The organism is Botrimarina colliarenosi, from assembly GCF_007859955.1.
Taxonomy (GTDB): domain Bacteria; phylum Planctomycetota; class Planctomycetia; order Pirellulales; family Lacipirellulaceae; genus Botrimarina; species Botrimarina colliarenosi.
This window is the reverse complement of the sequence record NZ_SJPR01000004.1, coordinates 49488-68578: the sequence shown is the minus strand read 5'-3', so window position 1 is coordinate 68578 and position 19091 is coordinate 49488. Positions and strand designations below refer to the sequence as shown.

At 65.2% G+C, this 19091-nt stretch carries 12 protein-coding genes; 7 read left to right on the top strand and 5 right to left on the bottom strand.

Features of this window, described 5'->3' with window-relative positions:
• Positions 1-38: 38 nt before the first annotated feature.
• The 5 genes from Pla108_RS14340 to Pla108_RS14320 all read right to left on the bottom strand — a co-directional run bounded on the left by Pla108_RS14340 (position 39) and on the right by Pla108_RS14320 (position 9618).
• Positions 39-4034: a hypothetical protein gene (locus Pla108_RS14340; protein ID WP_146445663.1), complete on the bottom strand. Its 3996-nt coding sequence runs from the start codon at positions 4032-4034 to the stop codon at positions 39-41.
• Positions 4035-4309: 275 nt separating this feature from the next.
• Positions 4310-4888, bottom strand: coding sequence for a dCTP deaminase (gene dcd, locus Pla108_RS14335; protein WP_146445662.1), 579 nt, complete (start codon positions 4886-4888; stop codon positions 4310-4312).
• A 90-nt stretch (positions 4889-4978) separates the two neighbouring features.
• On the bottom strand, positions 4979-5659 hold the full coding sequence (gene nth, locus Pla108_RS14330; RefSeq protein ID WP_146445661.1) for an endonuclease III: 681 nt from the start codon (positions 5657-5659) through the stop codon (positions 4979-4981).
• Positions 5660-5708: 49 nt separating this feature from the next.
• On the bottom strand, positions 5709-8732 hold the full coding sequence (locus tag Pla108_RS14325; protein ID WP_146445660.1) for a DUF4332 domain-containing protein: 3024 nt from the start codon (positions 8730-8732) through the stop codon (positions 5709-5711).
• Between the two features lie 127 nt (positions 8733-8859).
• Entirely contained in the window at positions 8860-9618 is a 759-nt protein-coding gene (locus Pla108_RS14320; RefSeq protein WP_197526566.1) for a GGDEF domain-containing protein, read from the bottom strand.
• 334 nt (positions 9619-9952) lie between these two features.
• On the opposite strand from Pla108_RS14320, the gene Pla108_RS14315 reads away from it, so the two are divergent.
• From Pla108_RS14315 to Pla108_RS14285, 7 genes are all read left to right on the top strand, one after another.
• A complete protein-coding gene (locus Pla108_RS14315) occupies positions 9953-10993 on the top strand; it encodes a sugar transferase (protein ID WP_197526565.1) in 1041 nt (346 codons plus the stop codon).
• Positions 10994-11146: 153 nt separating this feature from the next.
• Entirely contained in the window at positions 11147-12535 is a 1389-nt protein-coding gene (locus Pla108_RS14310) for a glycosyltransferase family 4 protein (protein ID WP_197526564.1), read from the top strand.
• Between the two features lie 26 nt (positions 12536-12561).
• Positions 12562-14136: a GumC family protein gene (locus Pla108_RS14305; protein ID WP_146445656.1), complete on the top strand. Its 1575-nt coding sequence runs from the start codon at positions 12562-12564 to the stop codon at positions 14134-14136.
• A gap of 80 nt (positions 14137-14216) precedes the next feature.
• A complete protein-coding gene (locus Pla108_RS14300; RefSeq protein ID WP_146445655.1) occupies positions 14217-14930 on the top strand; it encodes a CpsD/CapB family tyrosine-protein kinase in 714 nt (237 codons plus the stop codon).
• 68 nt (positions 14931-14998) lie between these two features.
• On the top strand, positions 14999-16300 hold the full coding sequence (locus tag Pla108_RS14295; RefSeq protein ID WP_146445654.1) for a lipopolysaccharide biosynthesis protein: 1302 nt from the start codon (positions 14999-15001) through the stop codon (positions 16298-16300).
• Positions 16293-17729 (top strand): O-antigen ligase family protein, encoded by a 1437-nt coding sequence (locus Pla108_RS14290; protein ID WP_146445653.1) that lies wholly within the window; start codon positions 16293-16295, stop codon positions 17727-17729. Before Pla108_RS14295 ends, Pla108_RS14290 begins: the two co-directional genes overlap by 8 nt.
• 58 nt (positions 17730-17787) lie before the next feature.
• Positions 17788-19089 (top strand): O-antigen ligase family protein, encoded by a 1302-nt coding sequence (locus Pla108_RS14285; protein WP_146445652.1) that lies wholly within the window; start codon positions 17788-17790, stop codon positions 19087-19089.
• The last annotated feature ends 2 nt before the right edge of the window (positions 19090-19091 follow it).

Below are 19091 nucleotides of genomic sequence, written 5' to 3'. Positions count from 1 at the left end.
GCCCAGTGGCTTGGCCCAGTGGCTTGGCCTAGCCGCCATCAATAGCCTGGCAACTGGTCGCGCAGGTTGCGCCAGCATTCTCCCGTACGGGTCTTCATCTGTTGCAGGAGAGGGTGATCGCCCCGGTGCTTGTGCCGCGCCTCCGGCACGACCGTGACGCTCGGCGGGGCGACGCTAACGTTTACCTGGGTTGGCGCCACGGGCGGGGCGGCGAAGCCGCCGTCGTTCGTAGCGTCGGCACTCGCCGGCGCGGTCGGCTGGCCTGCCGTGATGGCGGATTCGAGCGCGGCCAGCCGGCGCGAGGTCTCCTGTAGCCCCGTGTTAATGTCGGCGAGAACGTTGTCGTCGAAGGCGGACTGGCTGTCGAACTGGGCCAGTCGGAACACCGAGCCCTCACTGCCGGCGCTGGCTTGGCTCACCTTCCACGGCGACCAATCGGCGAGCCGCGGTCCACAACCACAATCGGTTTGGGCGCCTGGCGCGTCGTCGGCGGCATCTGGCGCGGCTCCTGCACCGGAGGCCGGTGACCGCGGCCCGCAGCCACCTTTCAGAGTCACTTCGACATCGACCTCGAAGACTTGATAGGGGGCACAGCACTTGGCGTCGGACTGAAAGTAGATCCCAAGCTTCAGCGAGTGCTTCTTCTTATCGAGCAACGTGCCCTCGATCGTCTGCCGTAGAGAGTCCGTTGCTGATTGCACAGCAGCTTGAAGCGTCTTGTCATCGAGCAACTTGATATTGTCGCCTGCACGAATGGCTAGCGCGCCAACGGCGAACTTCTGCGGTTGAATCTTTCCGTCGTAGAAAGCCGCTTCCACCGTCGCCTTGCCCTGCAGCGTCGGATTCTGCACGAAAAAGTTCAAGGAGGGCGTCACCGTCGCGGTAAGCGACATGACGCCGGCCCCATCGCACTTGGCTTCCATCTCCAGTTTCTTCGGAGAGGCCGGCGCGAAGTCGACAGCCACGTCAATCGGCTGCGCCTTGAACTGACGCACCTGCTTCGATACCTCCTCTGTAACAGCGTCTTTAACAGCCTCTGCAATAGCGGTTTGAGTGTCTCGCGTCAGCGACTGGCCCGTCACCGGCACGTGCAGGTGGTTAGTCACGCCGTACGGCGTCGCGATGTAGACGGAGACGTACTCGTTCGACTTGCCGTTCTCGCAAAGAGTGACGGTGTTGACGCAGGCGGGGATCGTCACCTGCATGATCTCCCGACTTATCAGCTGTACGTGCGGGATGCAGACCCCGCCGGCGATGACCTTCGTGTCGTGGACGCTGAAGTTCTCGCCGACGAGGAAGAGCGTCGTGCCGGGTCCTTCGCACTCAGCAAGCGGTGCAGCAGCCGTGCCCCCCTGAGCGGCGTTTTCCCGCAGCTGCGCCATCGCCTCCAAATTACCCTTGAGCGTCGTCAATTGCTGGTTAAGCTTCGTGCAGTCATCCGCGCCAGTGCATGTGGCGTTGATCTGCTGACACCCTTGGTAACAGCCGCACGCCGGGTTCGCCTTGATGTTGACGCCCGGCGCTCCGTACCAGCCGATCAGCTGCGGAGAGAGATCGGTCACGCCCGTGTTGAACATCTCGAACCCGCCGAGCGTGTTCTCGTACGGCACCAGAGCCCGTTGGGTCTGGAGGGGCAGCTCACGGTCCAGTTGCTGGACCCGTTTCATCAGCCGATCGACTTCCCCCTCACGGTAGAGGTGGGCGCACCGAGAGCACTGAGCCTTCGAGTTACGCATCTTGGTGATCGCCCGGCTGAGATGGACACTGTCCTTCATCGTGAGGGCGGCGTTCTTCGGGTTGGTCAGCTTGAACCAGTTGGTGCGGATGTCGAAGTCGGCGTACGGCACGAACGACGGCATCAACACCACCGCCACGCACTCCCGCGCACCGGGCTCAAGCTGCCGATGCTTGAGGTCGTAGTCGCGCGAGGTCCCCATCAGCGTTTCCCGTAGGACGCCGAGGGTACCCGGCACATGGAGGGCCTGGACGCGTGGGTAGAACCGCCAGCCGAAGGTGTCCGCGCCGTGGCCGAAGCCCACAATGGTCCGGTTGAGCCCGATAGTCTCGATCTGGGTGTCAAGCTCGCGGGAGTATTGGGTCAGCGAGTTGACGCCGATCTTGCCGGTCGCGAAGCCGAGCGCCAGGGCGAACTGCATCTCTCGCTTACGGTTGGAGACGTCCGCAACGTTCTGGTCCTGCTCGCGAGGATCAACCGCAAAAACATGGATGGGCCACCGCGACTTGACGTATTCCTGGAACACCTCCGTGGCCGCATGGAACTCGGCTTGCAAGGGCTCCAGCCCTTCACCGGGGGCCACGACCGAGTCGGGCAGGAAGAACCAATGGTCACGAGACGTGCTGAGACCGTAGACCTCCTTCGCCGTGGCGAGCTTACGGACATCTTGGTTCAAGTGGTCGTTCAACAACGCTGACTCAACGACGATCGCCCACGCTAGCGCTTCGACGCGATCGTTTGGCTGAGGCTCGTCGATTGGTTTCCCATTGCTGTCTACCTTGTAAGAGTCGTGAACCTCCTTCAGCAACGCTGGGTCACCAAAGATGTCACAGCCTTGCTGTGTGGCTTCTATCAAGCTGCACAGATGGTCTTGTTGCGTCGGGGCGTGCAGCCATTGAAAGAAAAACGTGCGATAGTCTTCGACGGTCGGCCCCCCGTGAGGCTGAGCGTCGGCGAAGTGCCCACCGCGGATCTGTGCCCCAAGTCTCGACGACGGAGAGGCAAGGGCGGCGAATAAGCAGAGGTGCTTCGGCTGCCTTAGTAGCTCGTACGCCGCCGCTGTTTCGCTGTCGAGCCATCCCTGGACGTCGAGCAAGTCGACTCGTTGCTCTGGATCCTTCGACTTGTCTCCCTTGCAATTGGTCCATCCGTTCCAGCGGAGATAACGCCCGTCGTAGGTTGACAGGAACTCACATGCGATCTTGTGAACAACACGCTCGCCGAACGCACGAACCGCACGACTCGGTGAGAAATGCAGCTGTGCGCTCTGAGCCGCGCCATGGGACTGTATGGCCAAATTGGCATTGACTAGAGTAACCCCTTCCTCCTGCTGATGGCCAATACCACCAAACTCCAGCGCACGAGACCCAAACTCCGGCGCACGAGACGTAGTCACGGAAGGACATTCTTCTAAGTGGTTATTCGTATCGTCACGCACGATCGCCTCAGCTTGGCGCGTGACCGGCAACCTCAGCTGATGCACCACGTCGTTAATGACAAGGTTCCGGAAGGTCGTAGGCAGCAGGTCGTCGGTGAGCACCGGTGTCGCCGTGACGGTGACCTCGGCGCCGAAGCCCTCCCGCGTCAGCTTGCCAGGAAGGATTGAGACCGGGAGCCGCACGAGATTCAGCGAATACCCGGGCGAATCACTCGTGTCGTCTCCCTCGTTGATCCGCCGCAACTCGTGGAGGTGCTGCAAGTACCGCGACATCTGGTCGAGGAAGAGCGTCGGCTCGAGTCGGATGCCTAGTGCGTCGGGCCGTGTCGCGTCCGTGATGCCGAACCGGCCAAAGGAGGTGCTTGCTTCGTCGTCAACGTCGCGTAGTTGAGCGTTCGCCACGCTAATGGCGACGGCCCCGGCGTCGGGGTCGGCGGGAACCGAGCTCGTCGCACCGGCGGCGGCGTTAGATAGGGCGATCGCCTGAGCGAGGAACGCGCTATCGCCTTGTGAGATCGCTGCGTTGGTCGTGAACTTGAACTGGTTCAGTTCGCGGTACATCATCCGCTCGTACTCGTCGCGGTGCTTGGTCAGCCGCGCCTCTCCCCAGATGTCCGGCTGCTTCGCGACAACGGAGCCATACGTGTCGATGTGGTGCTCGAGCCAGTCGATGTTTTCCGCGAGTTCTTCAATGGCGCCGACCTCACAACTCGGCGGCTCGGACCCGTGATAGGTCGCCTCCGTGATGAGGCGTTTGATCCGTCCGAAGACGTGGTCGGCCGAGGCTGTCGTTGGGGCCAGCGATTGCAGCACAACGCAGCCTGCGAGCAGCGTCCTGAGAAAGGCGTTTCGCGTCGACATGGTCCATCCTTGGATTAGTCTTGGGTTGAGGCTATTAGCCCCATCTATCGCGCAAGCCTTTCACGGACCCGCGCAGGTCAACCATGTCACGACGTATCGAGCGGCTAACCGCAGTGACGAGACGTCGATTGGGTAAAACCCGAACGACCGATGCGACCCGTCGCACACCCGCGCCGGTTAGAGAAGTTGGCGAAGATGCAACGGAGCGGAGCGATTAGTTCCACGGCTGTGACACCATCGTGTCAGGCTTGAGGAGCAAGCTCACGCCGTCACTGCTAGCGACCGACGCTGCGCTCGATCCCAAAGTTGAGCGGCAACTGGGGATCTTCATCCGCGCCGCGGCGGAGCTCTTCGAAGAGCAGGCTCGGCTGGATGTCGCGGTTGTGCTGGTACTTGCTAGCGTACTCGGTGATCTCGCCGGTCAGCTCGTGGTAGAAGATCTGGCAGATCGGCACGCCGGCGTAGATCCGCACGGGCTGCACCGCGAACATCTCGAGCGTCCAGTAGCCGCTGAAGCCGACGTCGCCGAAGCCTGCCGTCACGTGGACAAAAAGACCCAGGCGTCCGATCGAGCTGCGGCCCTCGATCTGCGGCACGAGGTTGTGAGTGGTCGTCTTTTCGACGGTCCGCCCCAGATAGAGCTGGTTGGGACTGAGGACGAGGCCCTCTTCGGGAATCGTCATCCGCCGCACCCGATTGGGCTTGGCCATATCGAGAACCACTTCTTCGTAGACCATCAGCTCATCGTGGAGCGTCAGGTTGTAGCTGTTGGGGTTGAGCCGCGCGGGGTCGAAGCCGTCGATGACGATGTCGCCGCCGAGGCGTGACTGAATCTCTTGGCCGGACAGAATCATGGCGGGATCGGGGGGAGGTCGGTGCGGTGGTGCTCGGGGCAGGGCCGTCTCGGGGCAGGGCCGGCTCGTTACACAGGCGGAGGGACGGCCCTACGAAACGCCAACCCGCGGGCAGAACTTCCGCATCGAGCAGTTCTCGCAATCGGGGCGACGGGCGTCACACACCCGGCGTCCGTGGTAGATCATCTGGTGAGAAAAGTCGACCCACCGGCTCTTCGGAAGCAGCTCGATGAGGTCCTTCTCCACCTTAACGGGGTCGACCTCCGTGGTGAGGCCGGTGCGGCGGCTGATGCGGCCGACATGGGTGTCGACGACGACGCCCGAAGCGATGCCGAAGGCCGTGCCAAGCACGACATTGGCGGTCTTGCGGCCGACGCCGGCGAGCTTGACCAGCGTGTCGAGGTCTCGGGGGACTTCGCCGCCGTGCTTCTCAACGAGCTCGGTGCAACACGACTTGATGTTCTTCGCCTTGTTACGGAAGAAGCCGGTGCTCTGCACGTACTTTTCGAGTCGAGCGATCGGCAACGCCGCAAGGTCGGCGGCGGTCGGGCAGTCGGCGAAGAGCTTGGCGGTGACGAGGTTCACCCGCTCGTCGGTGCACTGGGCCGAGAGAATCGTCGCGACGAGCAATTGGACGGGCGTGTCGTAATGGAGCGCGCAAACAGCGTCGCCGTGATCGGCGCTCAGCCGCCGCAGTACCCGTCGGGCCTGGGCCTTCCGCTCATCGGGGTCGCTCGGTGCTGGCGGGCGGTTCGGGAGGGGCGTCGGCATGGGCACGGTATAACCGATGGCCAACGTCGTCGTCACCGGCCGTGACCGGTCACGCGGCGCCGACCGCGCGGCGTTGACGGGCGCCCTGGATCCATTCGGTGACTTCCACCAAATCGGGCCGCGCCGAGCCACGCAGGGCCCGCTGGCCCTCGGAGGTGTCGCAGAACGGATCGACGAAACCCAACAACTCCGCCGGCTTCATGCCAGCGATCTCTTCGGCGGAAGTAAACCCGCTGCCGACAAGGACCTGGGCGTCGTGCCCTCGGAGCCCCGGCACGCGGCACATCAACTCGGCTTGGTGTTGCCAAGCGACGATCGTCGCCGCGTCGATCCGCGAGTCGTCGAGCCGAGCGGCGAGGTCTTCCGGATCGGCTGCGAGCAGTTGCGAAACACGCGCCACCCCGAGCTCGATGAGCTGTTCGGCCCGCTTCGGACCGATCGATGGCGCCGCTTCGATCTCGCTGTCGGTTTCGAGGTAGAAGCGGAGCGACTTCTTCTTCTCTTCGCGTCGATCGGACGACGCGGTTCCCGAAGACCGCCGTTCCGATTGTTCGTCGTCGCGGTGACGGCGCGGCTGGCGGTCTTCGTGGTCGCTGAGGCGGAGGGAGCGTTCGTTCCGACTGCCTCGCTCGCTACGGCGGCTGGCGTTGTCGCGGATCCGTTGCCGGCGTTCTTCGCGGTTTCGGCGCCACGCTTTGGCGTAGCCGGTCGACTGCCATCTCTCAACCCCGTCGGCAGCCGCCTCGACCCACTCTTCAATACGGTCGAGCATCGCTTGCCCGGCGCCCCGGCGACGCATCGCGTCACGGAGTCGGTCGGCGTTCGCTTCGGCGAGTTCTTCGACCGACAGCAGGTCACACTCGACGAGCAGCTTAGCGGCGCCCAAATCGAGTCCCGGGGTAAAGCAAACCAGAGCAAGGTGCGCCTGCCAGAGGGCGACCAACTCTGCCGTGACGTCCTCGATCTGCAGTTCTTCGGCGATCGCACTGGGGTCGCCGCCGATCAAGTCGCCGATGGTCCGCACCCGCGCGCTAGCGAACGCCTCGGCGCCGCCGGCGATACGGACCGGGAAGCGTTCGATCGAGTCGCCGATATCGAGCACCAGCGATCTCGCAAAGGTCTCTTCGCGGACAACGGTCTGGGTCGGGGGAGGGGAGGGCGGGGCGACCCGTTCAACCGCGACGGCCTTCTCGACAACGACGCGATCACCCCGCAGGCCACGCACCTCGACGCCGAGGCTCCGCAGTCGATTGAGTCCGGCGCCGTCGCGGGCCATGAGCAGCACCTGTCGCCCCCGTTGGGAGTAATCGTCCAGGCAGGTCGCCAGATTAGCGGCGTGGCGATCGTCGAGGTCCGCGAACGGCTGGTCCGCCACCAGCGGGAATGTAATGTCGGCCGCGTGGCACGCGTCGGCGAGCGCCAGCCGCAGCGCCCAGGCCACCAGCCGCTGCTCGATGAGCGACAGGTCTTGCTGGCGGATGATCCGCCCGGAACGGTCGCGGGCCTCGACCGCCCGACCTCCCGGGGCGAGCCGCAGTTCAGTGAACTCGCCATCGCTGAGCCGGGCCAGCACGTCCGACGCGCGGAGGGAGCCCCCGTCGCGCGGCGCGGGGGTATCGGCGACGCGCGAGAGGTCGGCTTGCAACGCATCGAGTTCCCGCTGCCATGCGGCGAGCTGCCCCGCGTCAAGGAGCCGGCGGCGTCGCTCGCTGACGTCGCGACGGTCGCGGTCGAGCGCTTCGAGCTCGGCCTCCCTGGCGGCGAGCGTTTCCGCCAGGCGGCGGTGCTCCGCTTCGAGTGTGGGCCGATCGAAGCGATCGAGGTAGCCCGGCGCCGCGTCAACGCCGCGGACCGACCGCGCGCGGCTGCTACGCCAATGGGTCTGCCGTCGTTCGAGCAGGTGCTCGAGCTGGCGGCGCAATTCGGCTTGCGACCGCTCGAGCTGGGCCGCTTCGGCCATCAGCTCCTGAGTCCGGAGGGCGTGGTCTTGCTGCGAGACCAGCTCTGCCAACCGATCGACATGGCGGCCGAGCGTCTCGACCAACGGATTCAGCCGCGGGTGCGCGTCCTGACAGACGCACAGGGGCGATTCACCGGAGCGGGCGAACCGGGCGACCTCGCTCTCGAGATCGGCGATCAACCGCTGCGCTACCGCGACGCTGGCGCGCTGGTCGGCGAGGACGATCTGCGGAGAGACGTCGTCGGCCCGGACGCGAGCCAACTCGGCGCGGACATACGTCTCTCGGCCATCCAGCTCGGCGAGGGTGGAACGCCACCGGGCGACTTCTTCGTCGAGTTCTTCGACACGGGGCGCCCATTGGTCGGCGGCTTGGCGTCCCTCGGCCTCGGCGGCGACGCGGCTGAGCTCTTCGTATCGCGCGTGGGCCCCCGCGGCGTCAAGCTGCCCCGCCAGCGCCCGGACGCGGCGAAGCAGCTCTTCGACTTGGTCGGCGAGTTCCGTGCGGGCGGCGTCTAGCTCGGCGAGTCGCCGGTCGAGCGTCCCGCTCTCTTGGCGGCGGGCGCCGAGCAGCGCCTCGATGCGGGCGGCGAGCTCGTCGCGGCGGCGGAGGAGTTCGTCGGTGCGACGCGGCTGGTTATCGGCGTGGGGCGGGGCGTCGGCGCGTCGTCGACGGGCCGCTAGACGCGTGAATTCTTCGGCGACCTTGGCGGAGAGCAACGGCGACAAAGGGGCCGACTCGCCCGCGGCGGCGAAGAAGACAGCCCCCAGAACCGACGCCGGCGTCCCTTGCTGCCAAGACTCGGGACCCACGGGCGAGGTGGTCGAACGCGGGCTGACGCTCGCAAGGGTCAGCTTCGGTGAACGGCGTGACCCGGCCCGTCGGAGTCGTAATTCGCCGGCGGCGACGCTAATCGTCGCCTCGCCCGCCACCCATGGCGCGTCGCGCCAACGCGGGTCCTCCGTCCCCAGGAAGATCTCAGCCACGAGCCCGGCGACCGCGCCGCTGTGGTCGAAAGAGTCCGCCTGGTATGCCGCCAGGCGGGGCGAAACCACTCCGAGCGAGTCGCTTCCGGCGGAAGTCTCACGGTGAGTGATGAGTTGGTTGATCCGCATGGCGCCCCCTCCCTAGGAAACCGCTTGCCGCAATGAACTGTGCCAAATGGAGAAGCTAGCCAAGTAGGGCTCTCTCGGCAACGCCGGCTGGCGTTTCCGCCTCCATCCAAGGCGGGGTTAGCCGGGCCTACGAGGGCGTCGACTCGCCTCGCTTGTCGGCGTACATCGCTCTGTCGGCGGCCTCGAGCATGGCGTCTACGCCCTCCCAGTCCGCCCGGGAGTAGGCGACGCCGATGCTTGCCCCGATGCGGATCGAGGCGCCTTCGATCACCAGCGGCTCATAAAGCTCGCTCAAGAGGCGGTCGCGGATCGGGGCATAGGTCGCCTGGTCGTGGACCCCGTCGAGAAGGAGCAAGAACTCATCCCCGCCGTAGCGCCCGACCAGGTCACCGGTTCGCACTGCCTGCCGCAACCGCGAGCCGACGCACGCGAGGCAGCGGTCCCCGACAAGGTGGCCATATTGGTCGTTAACTTGTTTGAAATCGACCAGGTCCAGGAACGCCAGGGCGAAGGGCCGCTGTTCACGGACGGCGAATCGGTCCGCCAAAGCGCCCTCGATTGCACTGCGGCAGAGCACCGAGGTCACCGGATCGAGGTCGTTGGGGACGGTGGCGGCGGCGTCCCGAGGGGTTTCGGGAAGCCATTCGATCAGGGCGGCCGACCCTTCACCGCCGGGCAACGGCTGCACATTCCGGCGCCACCCAGTGACAGTCAGCTCGGCCGCTAACACCGGCTCCGTCAGCCCTTGCTGCTGGGCGAGACGCGAAAAGGCCGCGTTTCTCCAGCCGAGTAGGCCCGTTGAGAGGTCGAGCACGGCCAGCGGCACGCTCGTCGAATCGAGCACCGTTGCCAGTCGAGCGGCGATTTCCGGGGAGGTGGTAGTCACCGGGGCCATTTTGCGCCGAGTGGCGGTTCGGCGCCCGGTCGGCAAAGAAAATTCGGAGGAAAAATCGACAAGATGCTCGCACTGACTATACTCGGCCCATCCCTACGCCTATCGCGTCGGGTCCCCGCCCCACGACGGGCGCCGGCTGAAGGTCGCGGTTGTTGACCGACCGTCGGACGCCGCTCCTTACCTCACCTATCGAATCGACGCGGCTCCCCCCGAGCTCCCGCCCTCGCCGGTTCGCGCTTACTGTCAGCCTATTATGCTCACACTGGTGCGTTCGCTTGTCGAGCTAACGGCGGCAAGGAGTCGCCGCAGGCAAGCGGATGGTTTCTTGCTCTCGCCGGAGCGGTTCGAGCTCGCGGCGGCGGCCGAGCGGATGCGGGTTGATCGAAACGGCTCGGTCGTTTCTCTGCTGGTGGTCGAGCCTTCGGCGACGAAGAACTCCCCCAAAGACATCCTTGACCTCGAACGCATGTTGGCGTCGCGGCTCCGGCTGACCGACACGGCCGGCTGGCTGCGTGACGGCCGGCTAGGACTGTTGCTGCCCGATACGCCCGAGTCGGGCGCCTGGAAAGTCGCCACCGACCTGTGCGAGTGGTACGCCGCCGGCGCCGACCGGCCGAATTGCGATGTGATCGTTTACCCCGACCGCGACAGCGGCGATCTTGGCAAGCCCGATGAAGACGGCCCCGACAGCCTCGTCGGAGTCGGCAGGCCCGGCGGCGAGTCCCCCTGCCAACAGGGCGTTAGCCTCTTTGACGGATTCTTTCTGAGACCGACGCCGCTCTGGAAACGATCGATCGACGTCGCCGGCGCCGCGACCGGCTTGCTGCTCGCCAGCCCGCTGATCGCCCTTGGCGTCGTGGCGGTCAAGCTCACGACGACGGGCCCCGCCTTCTTTGTCCAAGAACGAGAAGGCTTCGGCGGCAAGCGGTTCCGGATGTACAAACTCCGCACCATGCGGCCCGACGCCGAAGAGCTAAAAGCCTCTCTGCGTGCCGTCAGCGAACAGGACGGCCCGGCGTTTAAGATCGCCAACGACCCGCGGGTTACACCGGTTGGTCGGCTGCTTCGCAAGACCAGCATCGATGAGCTGCCCCAGCTCTGGAACGTCCTGTGCGGCGACATGTCGCTGGTCGGGCCCCGACCGCTGCCGGTCGACGAGTCGCGGGCGTGCAAGGGCTGGCAACGTCGGCGTCTGCACGTTATGCCGGGTTTAACGTGCACGTGGCAGATCTACGGCCGAAATCTGGTGCCCTTCGACGATTGGGTTAGGATGGACCTGGATTACGCTGAGCGGCGTAGCCCGTTGCTCGACCTGGTGCTCGTCGCCAAGACAGGGCCGTCGGTGCTGATGCAAAAGGGACGATAGGGCGGGCCGCCCGCCTTGGTCCAAAGACACTCGCGTCGGTGGGAATCGCCAGCCCGCCGACGCCCGCTTCCCGCCGGCGCCTCCTCCCTTTCCATCGACGACGCCTCTCCCGCAATGCCTGGGACGAAGCCAATTCCGTTGGCGCCGAACGACATGAGTGATCGTGCCGTTGTTCCGGCGACCGCTGCCCCGTCGGGCGCTGACCCGATCGAAGGCCGGCGGCTGCGCGTCTTGCAGGTCGCCCACGCCTGCCACCCCCACCAGTCGATGGAGTCGCGGATCGGCTGGTACCGGGCCGTTCATGCCGCTCAGCAACACGACGTGACCGTGCTGCACGGCGAAGCGACCAACGATGGTCTGCTCCGCGACGAAGCCCAGCGGCTTGGCATTGGCGATCGGCTCCACTTTATCGGCATCGACCGCTGCTGGTGGGGCGACCTCTACAACCGATCGGCGACGACTTACTACATGGGCTACCGACTCTGGCATCGGTGCGCCCTCCGCGAAGCGCAAAAACTGCACGCCGAGCGTCCCTTCGACCTCGCCCATCAGACGACGTTCTGTGGCTTCCGCGAGCCGGGCGAGGCGTGGCGCCTCGGCGTTCCGTTCGTGTGGGGCCCGGTCGGCGGGACCCAGGCCTTCCCGGCAAGGTACCTGAGCGAACTGGGTCTCCGTGGCGCGTGGATTGAGGTCTGTCGCAACGCGATCAACGCCTGGCAATTGCGGTTCAGCCGGCGCGTCCGCTTGGCGACGCGACGGGCGGCGGTCTTGATAGCGGCGACCCACCAGGCGTCCCAAGACATCCAGCGTGCGACGGGCCGCAAGGCGCCGGTGCAGCTCGAGACAGCGCTCGACATCCCGATCAGCCCGGCACGCGAACCACGTCGGGCGGGCGAGCCGCTGAGGATTCTCTGGTCGGGACGTTTGCGGGCTTGGAAGACCCTGCCGTTGCTGCTGAAGGCCTTGCCGTTACTGCCACCCGACGTCGATTGGCGTCTGCGGGTGTTGGGCGTCGGGCCGAGCGAAGCGGCCTGGCGACGCCTAGCGAACCGTTTGGGTATCGCCGACCGGATCGAGTGGCTCGGCTGGCCCGACTACCGCGCGACGCTCCCCCACTACCAGTGGGCCGACTGCTTCGCCTTCACCAGCATGCGAGACACGTCGGGCACCGGCCTGCTCGAAGCCCTCGCGGCGGGGTCGCCAATCGTCGGCGTCGATCACCAAGGCGCGGCCGACATCATGACGTCCAGCTGTGCGATGCCGGTCCCCGTCGGGTCTCCCAACGAGACGGTCACGGGCATGGCGGTCGCAATGACTCGGCTGGCCCGTGAGCCCGTACTCTGGCGGCAACTGAGCGAGGGCGCCCGCGCCGAAGCCCAGCAACACATGTGGTCTCGCCAGGCGGAAACCCTCCTTCGCTGGTACGCCGACGCGTACGCCGTCGAGTCGTCGACGGCCCGCGAACGGCGCGCCGCTAGAACCGATCGCGTCTCGTCCAACTTGCCCGCCAATCAACCTTCCGTCGGCCCCTCTGTCGGCTAACACAGCCACCTCGCGTGAGCATTCCGATGTCCAATCAATCGTCTCGTTCGTCCGCCGTCCATCTATTGGAGATGTTGTTCCGCCACCGGTTCAAGGCGGTGCTGATCCCGGCGTTGGTGATCGCAACCGGCTTAGGGATCGCGCTGTTCGCCCCGCGTGAGTACCGCTCCGAGGCGAAGCTCGCCCTCCAGATGGGGCGCCAGAGCGTGAGCCTCGACCCAACCGCCCAGACCGGGCAACAGATCATGGGGATCCAGCAGCTGGGACGCGACGCCGAAGTCGTTACCGCTCTCGATCTGATCCAGAGCCGCGGCGTCATTCTGAAAGTGGTCGAACGGCTTGGCTCCGACTACATCCTCCGCGGCGGCCCCGAGGGGGGGGAGGGCGAGGCCGCGCCAAACGCTTTAGCGCAAACTCTCGATGCGACCGTCGGCGCGACGCTTCGCAACGCGATGTCCGCATTGAAGAGCATCGACCCGATCAGCGACACCGAAGAGGCCGCGATCGAGATCGAGAAAAACCTTGTCGCCGACTCGGAGCGGGATTCGACCATGCTCTTGGTGACCTACAGCACCACCTCGGCGGTCGGCGCCAAGACGATCCTCGAGACCCTGATCGACGTCTACCGTGAAGAGCACTTGCGGATCAATCGCAACGAAGGTTCGCGGGCGTTCTTCCAAGAGCAAGAAAAACTACTCCGTGGCCAACTCGACGCAGCCATGGACGGGGTCCGCAAGGCGAAGAACGAGATCGGGGTCGCCTCGATCGAGTCCCGGCGCCAGAACCTGGAGAACCAGCTCCAGTCGATCACGATGTCGGCCTTCGAGGCCGAGAGCCAGCGCAACGCCCTGGTGGCGGAACTCCAAGACCTCCGCCGCCAGCTGGGCGGTATGCCCGAACGCCTGATCGCTTCGAAGAAGTCGATCCCTAACGGCGGCGCCGATTTGCTCAGGGAGCAGCTCTACACGCTTCAGGTGCGGCAGGCCGATCTCAAGGCGCGCTACAGCAACTCGCACCCGCTGGTGATCGCGATCTCACAGCAGATCGAGGAGGCGGAGAAGGTCGTCGATGGGCAAGACAACGTCCGCGAAGAGACGACCGACGACGTCAACCCGATCCACCGCGAGCTGTCGCTGGCCGCCAAACAAAAGCAGGGCCAGGTCGCCAGCCTTGAGGCGAAGCTCGGCGCGCTGCGTGACCAGGACGAAACCGTCCGTCGCGACCTCGAAAAGATCAACGCCGATGCGATGCGGCTGGCCATGCTCGAACGCGAGGAGCAAATTCTCAGCCGCAAGTACATCCGCTACTCGGACAATCTTGAGCAGACCCGGATCGATGAAGAGCTCGAGCTGCAAGAGGTCTCAAGCGTGAGCGTCGCCCAGACGCCGACGTTCTCCGAAAAGCCGGTGAGCCCGTCGAAGCTGTTGGTGGGGCTCGGGTCGTTGGTCCTGGCGTTCGCCGGCACAGCGGCTTCGATCCTGGCGCTCGAACAGCTCAACGATAAGGTCCGCGACGACCGTTCGATCGAGTTGGCGACGGGCGCCCCGGTGTTGGCGTCGATCCCCGATTCCTCCGTCCACGGCCGCGTGCTTGCCCCGTAGCAGTCTGCTGTCGTGCGATTTGCTTTCGGCGCGCGCCCCCCCTTCCTGTCTCCTTCGTCCCAATCAACCGAGAATTCGCGATGGATTCCACCAAAGCGATCGACAAGCCCGCCGCGGCTCGCGACGCCGTCATCCGTACGGCGCCCCGGCGCCGCGGCGCCGACGCCTACGACACGCTCCTCTGGCGGCTTCAACCGCGATTGGAAGAGGTCCGTGAGCAGAACGACGGCGCCGGCTTCCTCGTTGGGATCACTTCTTGCGACCGCAAGGCGGGCGTCAGCACCGTGGCGGCGAACCTCGCGATCCGGGCCGCCGACCACCAGATGCGTCCGGTCTTGCTGATCGACGCCTCGGCCGAGCATCCCACGGTAGCCCGCCAGTTCCGGCTCCGTGGCGTGCAGGGGCTTGCCGACGTGATGGCCGGCCATTGCAGCGTTTCCGACGCGGTCCACGAGACGACGGTCGATGGCCTCGAGGTCATGCCGGTGGGCACGACCGGCCTGATGGATCGCGTCGGTCTCGACTGCCAGCACGTCGAAGCCTTGCTCAGCGGGTTGCGGGAGTCGCATCAGATGGTCGTGTTCGACCTCCCGCTGACGAGCGAGCTGCGTCACATGCTCCTGATCGCTCGTCGGCTTGACGCCGCGATCCTGGCGGTCAGCCACGAGCAGACTTCCGCGACGCTGCTGGAACGCGCGGCCGAGCAGCTCCGCAGCGACGGCGTCCCCCTCGCGGGTACGGTGGTCTGTCGGCACAAGCAGCGGGTCCCTAGCTGGATCCGCAACCGGTTCTAAGGCGACCCCGCGTCGCGTTTGCCGCACGATTCTATTTCCTTCTTACGAACACCACGCCCCGAGTCCTTGTGCCGTTGCCCGCCCAGCCCACCGCCGCAGCCCGACCGGATTCGGCGACAGGTTGGCGTCGCGCGATTGGCTCGCTGCCGCGCGGCCTGTGGGTCTTTGCCGACCAAGGCGTGGTGAGCCTGTCGAACTTTGTTGCGCCGATCGCGGTGGGACGCTCGGCGGGGCAGGTTGAGCTCGGCTATTTCGTCCTCGGCTTCTCGGTCTATCTGTTTGCGTTGGGCTTGGCGCGGGCGCTGGTTTGGACCGCCTACACAAGGCGTAGCCCCCACCTGCCACTCGAAGAGCGACCCGCCTACGCCGGCAGCGCAACGATCCACCTGCTTGGGTTCGCGGCTGCTGTCTGCGTGCTCACGCTCCTGATCGCCACGGCGGCCTGGGCGATGGGCTTCACCGTCATGTCATGGTTGCTAACGGTTGTCGGACCTTGTTCGGCGGCGATGCTCCTCCGTGAACACGTCCGTCGGCTTGGATTGACCCGGTTCGATTTCTTCGACGTGTTCGCTTTCGATGTGGTCGTTTCGATCGCTCAAGTGCTGCTGCTAGTCTGGTTGGCGAAGCGCGGCGAGCTGTGCGCCAACGAGGCGTTCCTCGCCCTGGCGACGACGTCGATGCTGGCGGTCCCTTGGATGCTCTTACGGAGCAATGCTTGGACGGTCCAGTGGCGCCGGGTGCTTCCCGACTGGCGAGACAACTGGTCGATTAGCAAGTGGCTCGCCGGCGGCGCGTCGGCCGTGCTGCTGGGCAAGGAGGGCTACAACTGGCTGCTGTCGGCCATCGCGTCGATCGCCGAACTGGGCCGCCTCGGCGCCGCTCGGGTTGTGGTGCAAATGACCAACCCGCTGGTGATTGGCGTCTCGAATTATCTCGGCCCGATGAGCGCCAAAGTCCTCGCCGACGAGGGCAAGGCGGGCCTGTGGCGTTACACGGTGCGGACCACGCTGATCATGGCCAGTACGATTGGCGTGTTCCTCTTGGGAGTCGCCTTCGTCGGGCTTCCGGTCGTCGAGTTCGTCTTCCAAAAGGCGTCGGCCGGCGTCTCGACACTGCTGCTGCTCACCCTGACCGCGGGCGTTCTCTCCGAGGCGCTGCTCATCCCGATCGAGTACGCGTCGGTGAATCTGGGCCACGCGCGGATGATGTTCAACACGGCCATCACGCGGCTGGCGGTGAACGGGTCGCTTGGTTTCGGGCTCGTGGGCGTGTTTGGCGCCGAGGCAATCGGCGTCGGGATGCTGCTGGGCAGCTTGGTCGCCCTCGTGTGGCAATGGACCGTCTTTGCGAAGGAGGTCCGCCGTGCGTGACGCCCTCGCCTTGAGCAGCTTCGGGTCGATGAGCAGGGCCGCCGCCGGTGACGTGACGCCAACGGCGGACGGAATCCGTTGGGGGCGGGTGCTCGCCGTAGCCATCGGCTTTTGGCTCGTCTTCTATACGATCGATCACGACGCGGCTGCTTTTGCCGGGATGCAAGTCACGGACGAGACCGAGGGCGACATCGCCGACGAGTACATCGATGAGATCGAGGGCGGTAGCGCTCTCCGGAAGTTCGTCGTGATCGGCTACGGATTCTGTGGACTGCTGGGCTTGGCGTATTGCGACAACCGGCCCTGGAATCTCCAGTCTACGGCGGCCGCCTGCTTCTGCCTGCTGTTGGCGTGGACCCTCTCCAGCGTGCTTTGGTCGGCAGAGCCGGCGCTGACGTTCAAGCGGCTGGTCGCCGCGGGGATGATCGTCGTCGGGTCGCTAGGGTTCGCCCGGATGCTGAACCCGAACGAACTGCTCGCCGTCGCGCTGCTGACGTTCAGCGCCTTCGTCAGCTATAGCCTGATGCTGGACGTCGGTCACGGCGGAAAGCCCTGGGACCCGGACTACCGTTTCGGTGGAACGCTGCATCCGAACATCCAAGCCGCCTACTGCGGGATGCTCTGCCTCGCGGCGTTCTGCCTGCCGACGCGCTGGGGCGGCGCCTGGGTGATGCGTTGCTTGATGGTGTTTGGATTTGTGTTGTTGCTGCAGACCCAGTCACGCACCAGCGCGTTGGCGGTCATAGTCGGGGTCTTGATCACGTTGCTTGTTCGGCTCGCCCCGCGGGCGAGGTGGGGAGCCGCCTGGGGTCTGATTGCGATGGCGTCCCTCGCGACGATCGTCCTGGCCACCCTTGGCAATGGCGACCGTCGGGCCCTCACCGAGGCCGCCCTGCTGGGACGGACCGATCAGGCCGGCTCGCTCACCGGGCGGGTCCCCTTGTGGCAAGAACTGGTCGGGTTCGCCGCAAAGCGTCCCCTTCACGGCTACGGCTACGAATCGTTTTGGACGGCCGACAACATTGACGCGGTGATGAAGTCACAAAAATGGGCGTTGCAGTCGGCGCACAACGCTTACTTCGAAGTCGTCTTGCAGCTGGGCCTGGTCGGGTTGGCGCTCGCCATGGCGACCCTTCTGCTCAGTTTCAACCTGATGCAGGCAGCTTATGAACGGACCCACATCGCAGGGTACGCTTTCGCGTATGGGGTGCTTGGGTTCGCGATCGCCAATAGCTTGCTCGAGTCCCACTTCGCCAAACTCAAGTACCCCACCGTCATTGCATTGATCGCCGTGCTGGGGGTGATTGCGTTCCACCCAACGGAAGCCGAGACGCTCGACGACGAGTCTCTCGGCGGCGGCCAAGCTGCTACGGATCGACGGCGGGTCGCCGCGCCGCATCGGGCCAAGGGGGGACGTCGTGTCGCCTGAGGCTTCTCTCCACCCACCGATCGAACTCTCCACGACCCCGACCCCTCCGAGCGGATGGTTGCGTTTCGTCCGCAATCTCGGGGTCGTCTTTTTTCTCCTGTTTGTCTTTGGGGTCGTCGAGCACGAACTGATCTACGCCAACGCTTACATCACCGAGATCGACGAGAAGGACATCCGCGACAAGTTCATCGAGCAGATGGAGAGCGGCAACGCGCTTCGTCAGGTCGCTTTGGTGGCGTTCGGTGCGTTCGGCATCGTGGCTCTCGGGTTCTGTCGCGATAAGCCATGGAATCTGCGGTGGAGCGTGTTGACGCCGCTTCTGATCCTCGCCGGGCTCTGCCTTGTCAGCGTGGCGTGGTCGGCACAGCCCCTGTTGACGGCGAAGCGGTTGGTGGTGCTGGCGTGCATGGTCCTCGGGTCGGCGGGCCTCGCGCGGATGCTGACGCCACGGGATTTCCTATCGATCGTTCTCGTTAGCCTGACGCTCTTCATAGCCGGCAGCCTCGCCTTCGAGTTGGCGGCGGGAGGGCGCCCTTGGTCGGGCGGCGACTACCGATTTGGTGGGACCCTGCACCCCAACGCGCAAGCCAACTACTGCGGCATCCTGTGCCTCGCCGCGGTTTGTCATCCGTTCGGCTTCGGACGCCGCTGGATACGCTACACGTTGGTCGCCGTCGGGCTGGGGTTGATTGTCCTCACACAGTCACGCACCGGACTGATGTCGGTCGCCGTGGCGCTGGTGTCGACGTGGATGATGCGCCTGCCTCCGGGCCTGAAATGGGCGGGTTTCTCGCTTTTCATGGTGGCCGTCGCCGGGCTTTTCATCTCCTACAACAGCGTTGGGACCGGCGCCCGCCACACCGTGCTCGACACGGCGTTATTGGGGCGGACCCAGCAAGCCGGTTCGCTAACTGGCCGGGTCCCGCTGTGGGAAGAACTGCTGGAGTACTCCCGCAAGAAGCCGTTACTAGGCTACGGCTACGAAGGATTCTGGACGCAGGACCGCATCGCCGCGATCATGAAGAGTCAGAAGTGGAGCCTCCAGAACGCGCATAACTCGTACTTCGAAATCGTGCTTCAGCTCGGCTTTGTTGGGCTGTTCTTCGCCGTCTGGTTCTTGCTAGCCAGCGCCGCCGCGCTGTCGGCCGCGAATCGGCTGACGCGTGACCCGGGATACGCCTTCGCATTCGGCGTGCTAACGCTTGGCGTCTTTAATAGCTTGCTTGAATCGCTGTTCATCAAACTGCGCTTCTGCCCAACGGTTGCGCTGATCGGCGTGCTGATGGTTGCCTTGTTTTTCCCCTCCGAGCCGGGCGACGAGACCGATGCGTCGCCCACACCGCAACCTCTGGCCGGCTGACG

Excerpts from the sequence above, each read along its gene's own strand:
- Pla108_RS14340 (WP_146445663.1), bottom strand. The coding sequence starts at position 4,034 with ATGTCGACGCGAAACGCCTTTCTCAGGACGCTGCTCGCAGGCTGCGTT.
- dcd (WP_146445662.1), bottom strand. The coding sequence starts at position 4,888 with ATGATTCTGTCCGGCCAAGAGATTCAGTCACGCCTCGGCGGCGACATC.
- Pla108_RS14300 (WP_146445655.1), top strand. The coding sequence starts at position 14,217 with ATGGATTCCACCAAAGCGATCGACAAGCCCGCCGCGGCTCGCGACGCC.
- Pla108_RS14305 (WP_146445656.1), top strand. The coding sequence starts at position 12,562 with ATGTCCAATCAATCGTCTCGTTCGTCCGCCGTCCATCTATTGGAGATG.
- Pla108_RS14310 (WP_197526564.1), top strand. The coding sequence starts at position 11,147 with ATGAGTGATCGTGCCGTTGTTCCGGCGACCGCTGCCCCGTCGGGCGCT.
- nth (WP_146445661.1), bottom strand. The coding sequence starts at position 5,659 with ATGCCGACGCCCCTCCCGAACCGCCCGCCAGCACCGAGCGACCCCGAT.
- Pla108_RS14325 (WP_146445660.1), bottom strand. The coding sequence starts at position 8,732 with ATGCGGATCAACCAACTCATCACTCACCGTGAGACTTCCGCCGGAAGC.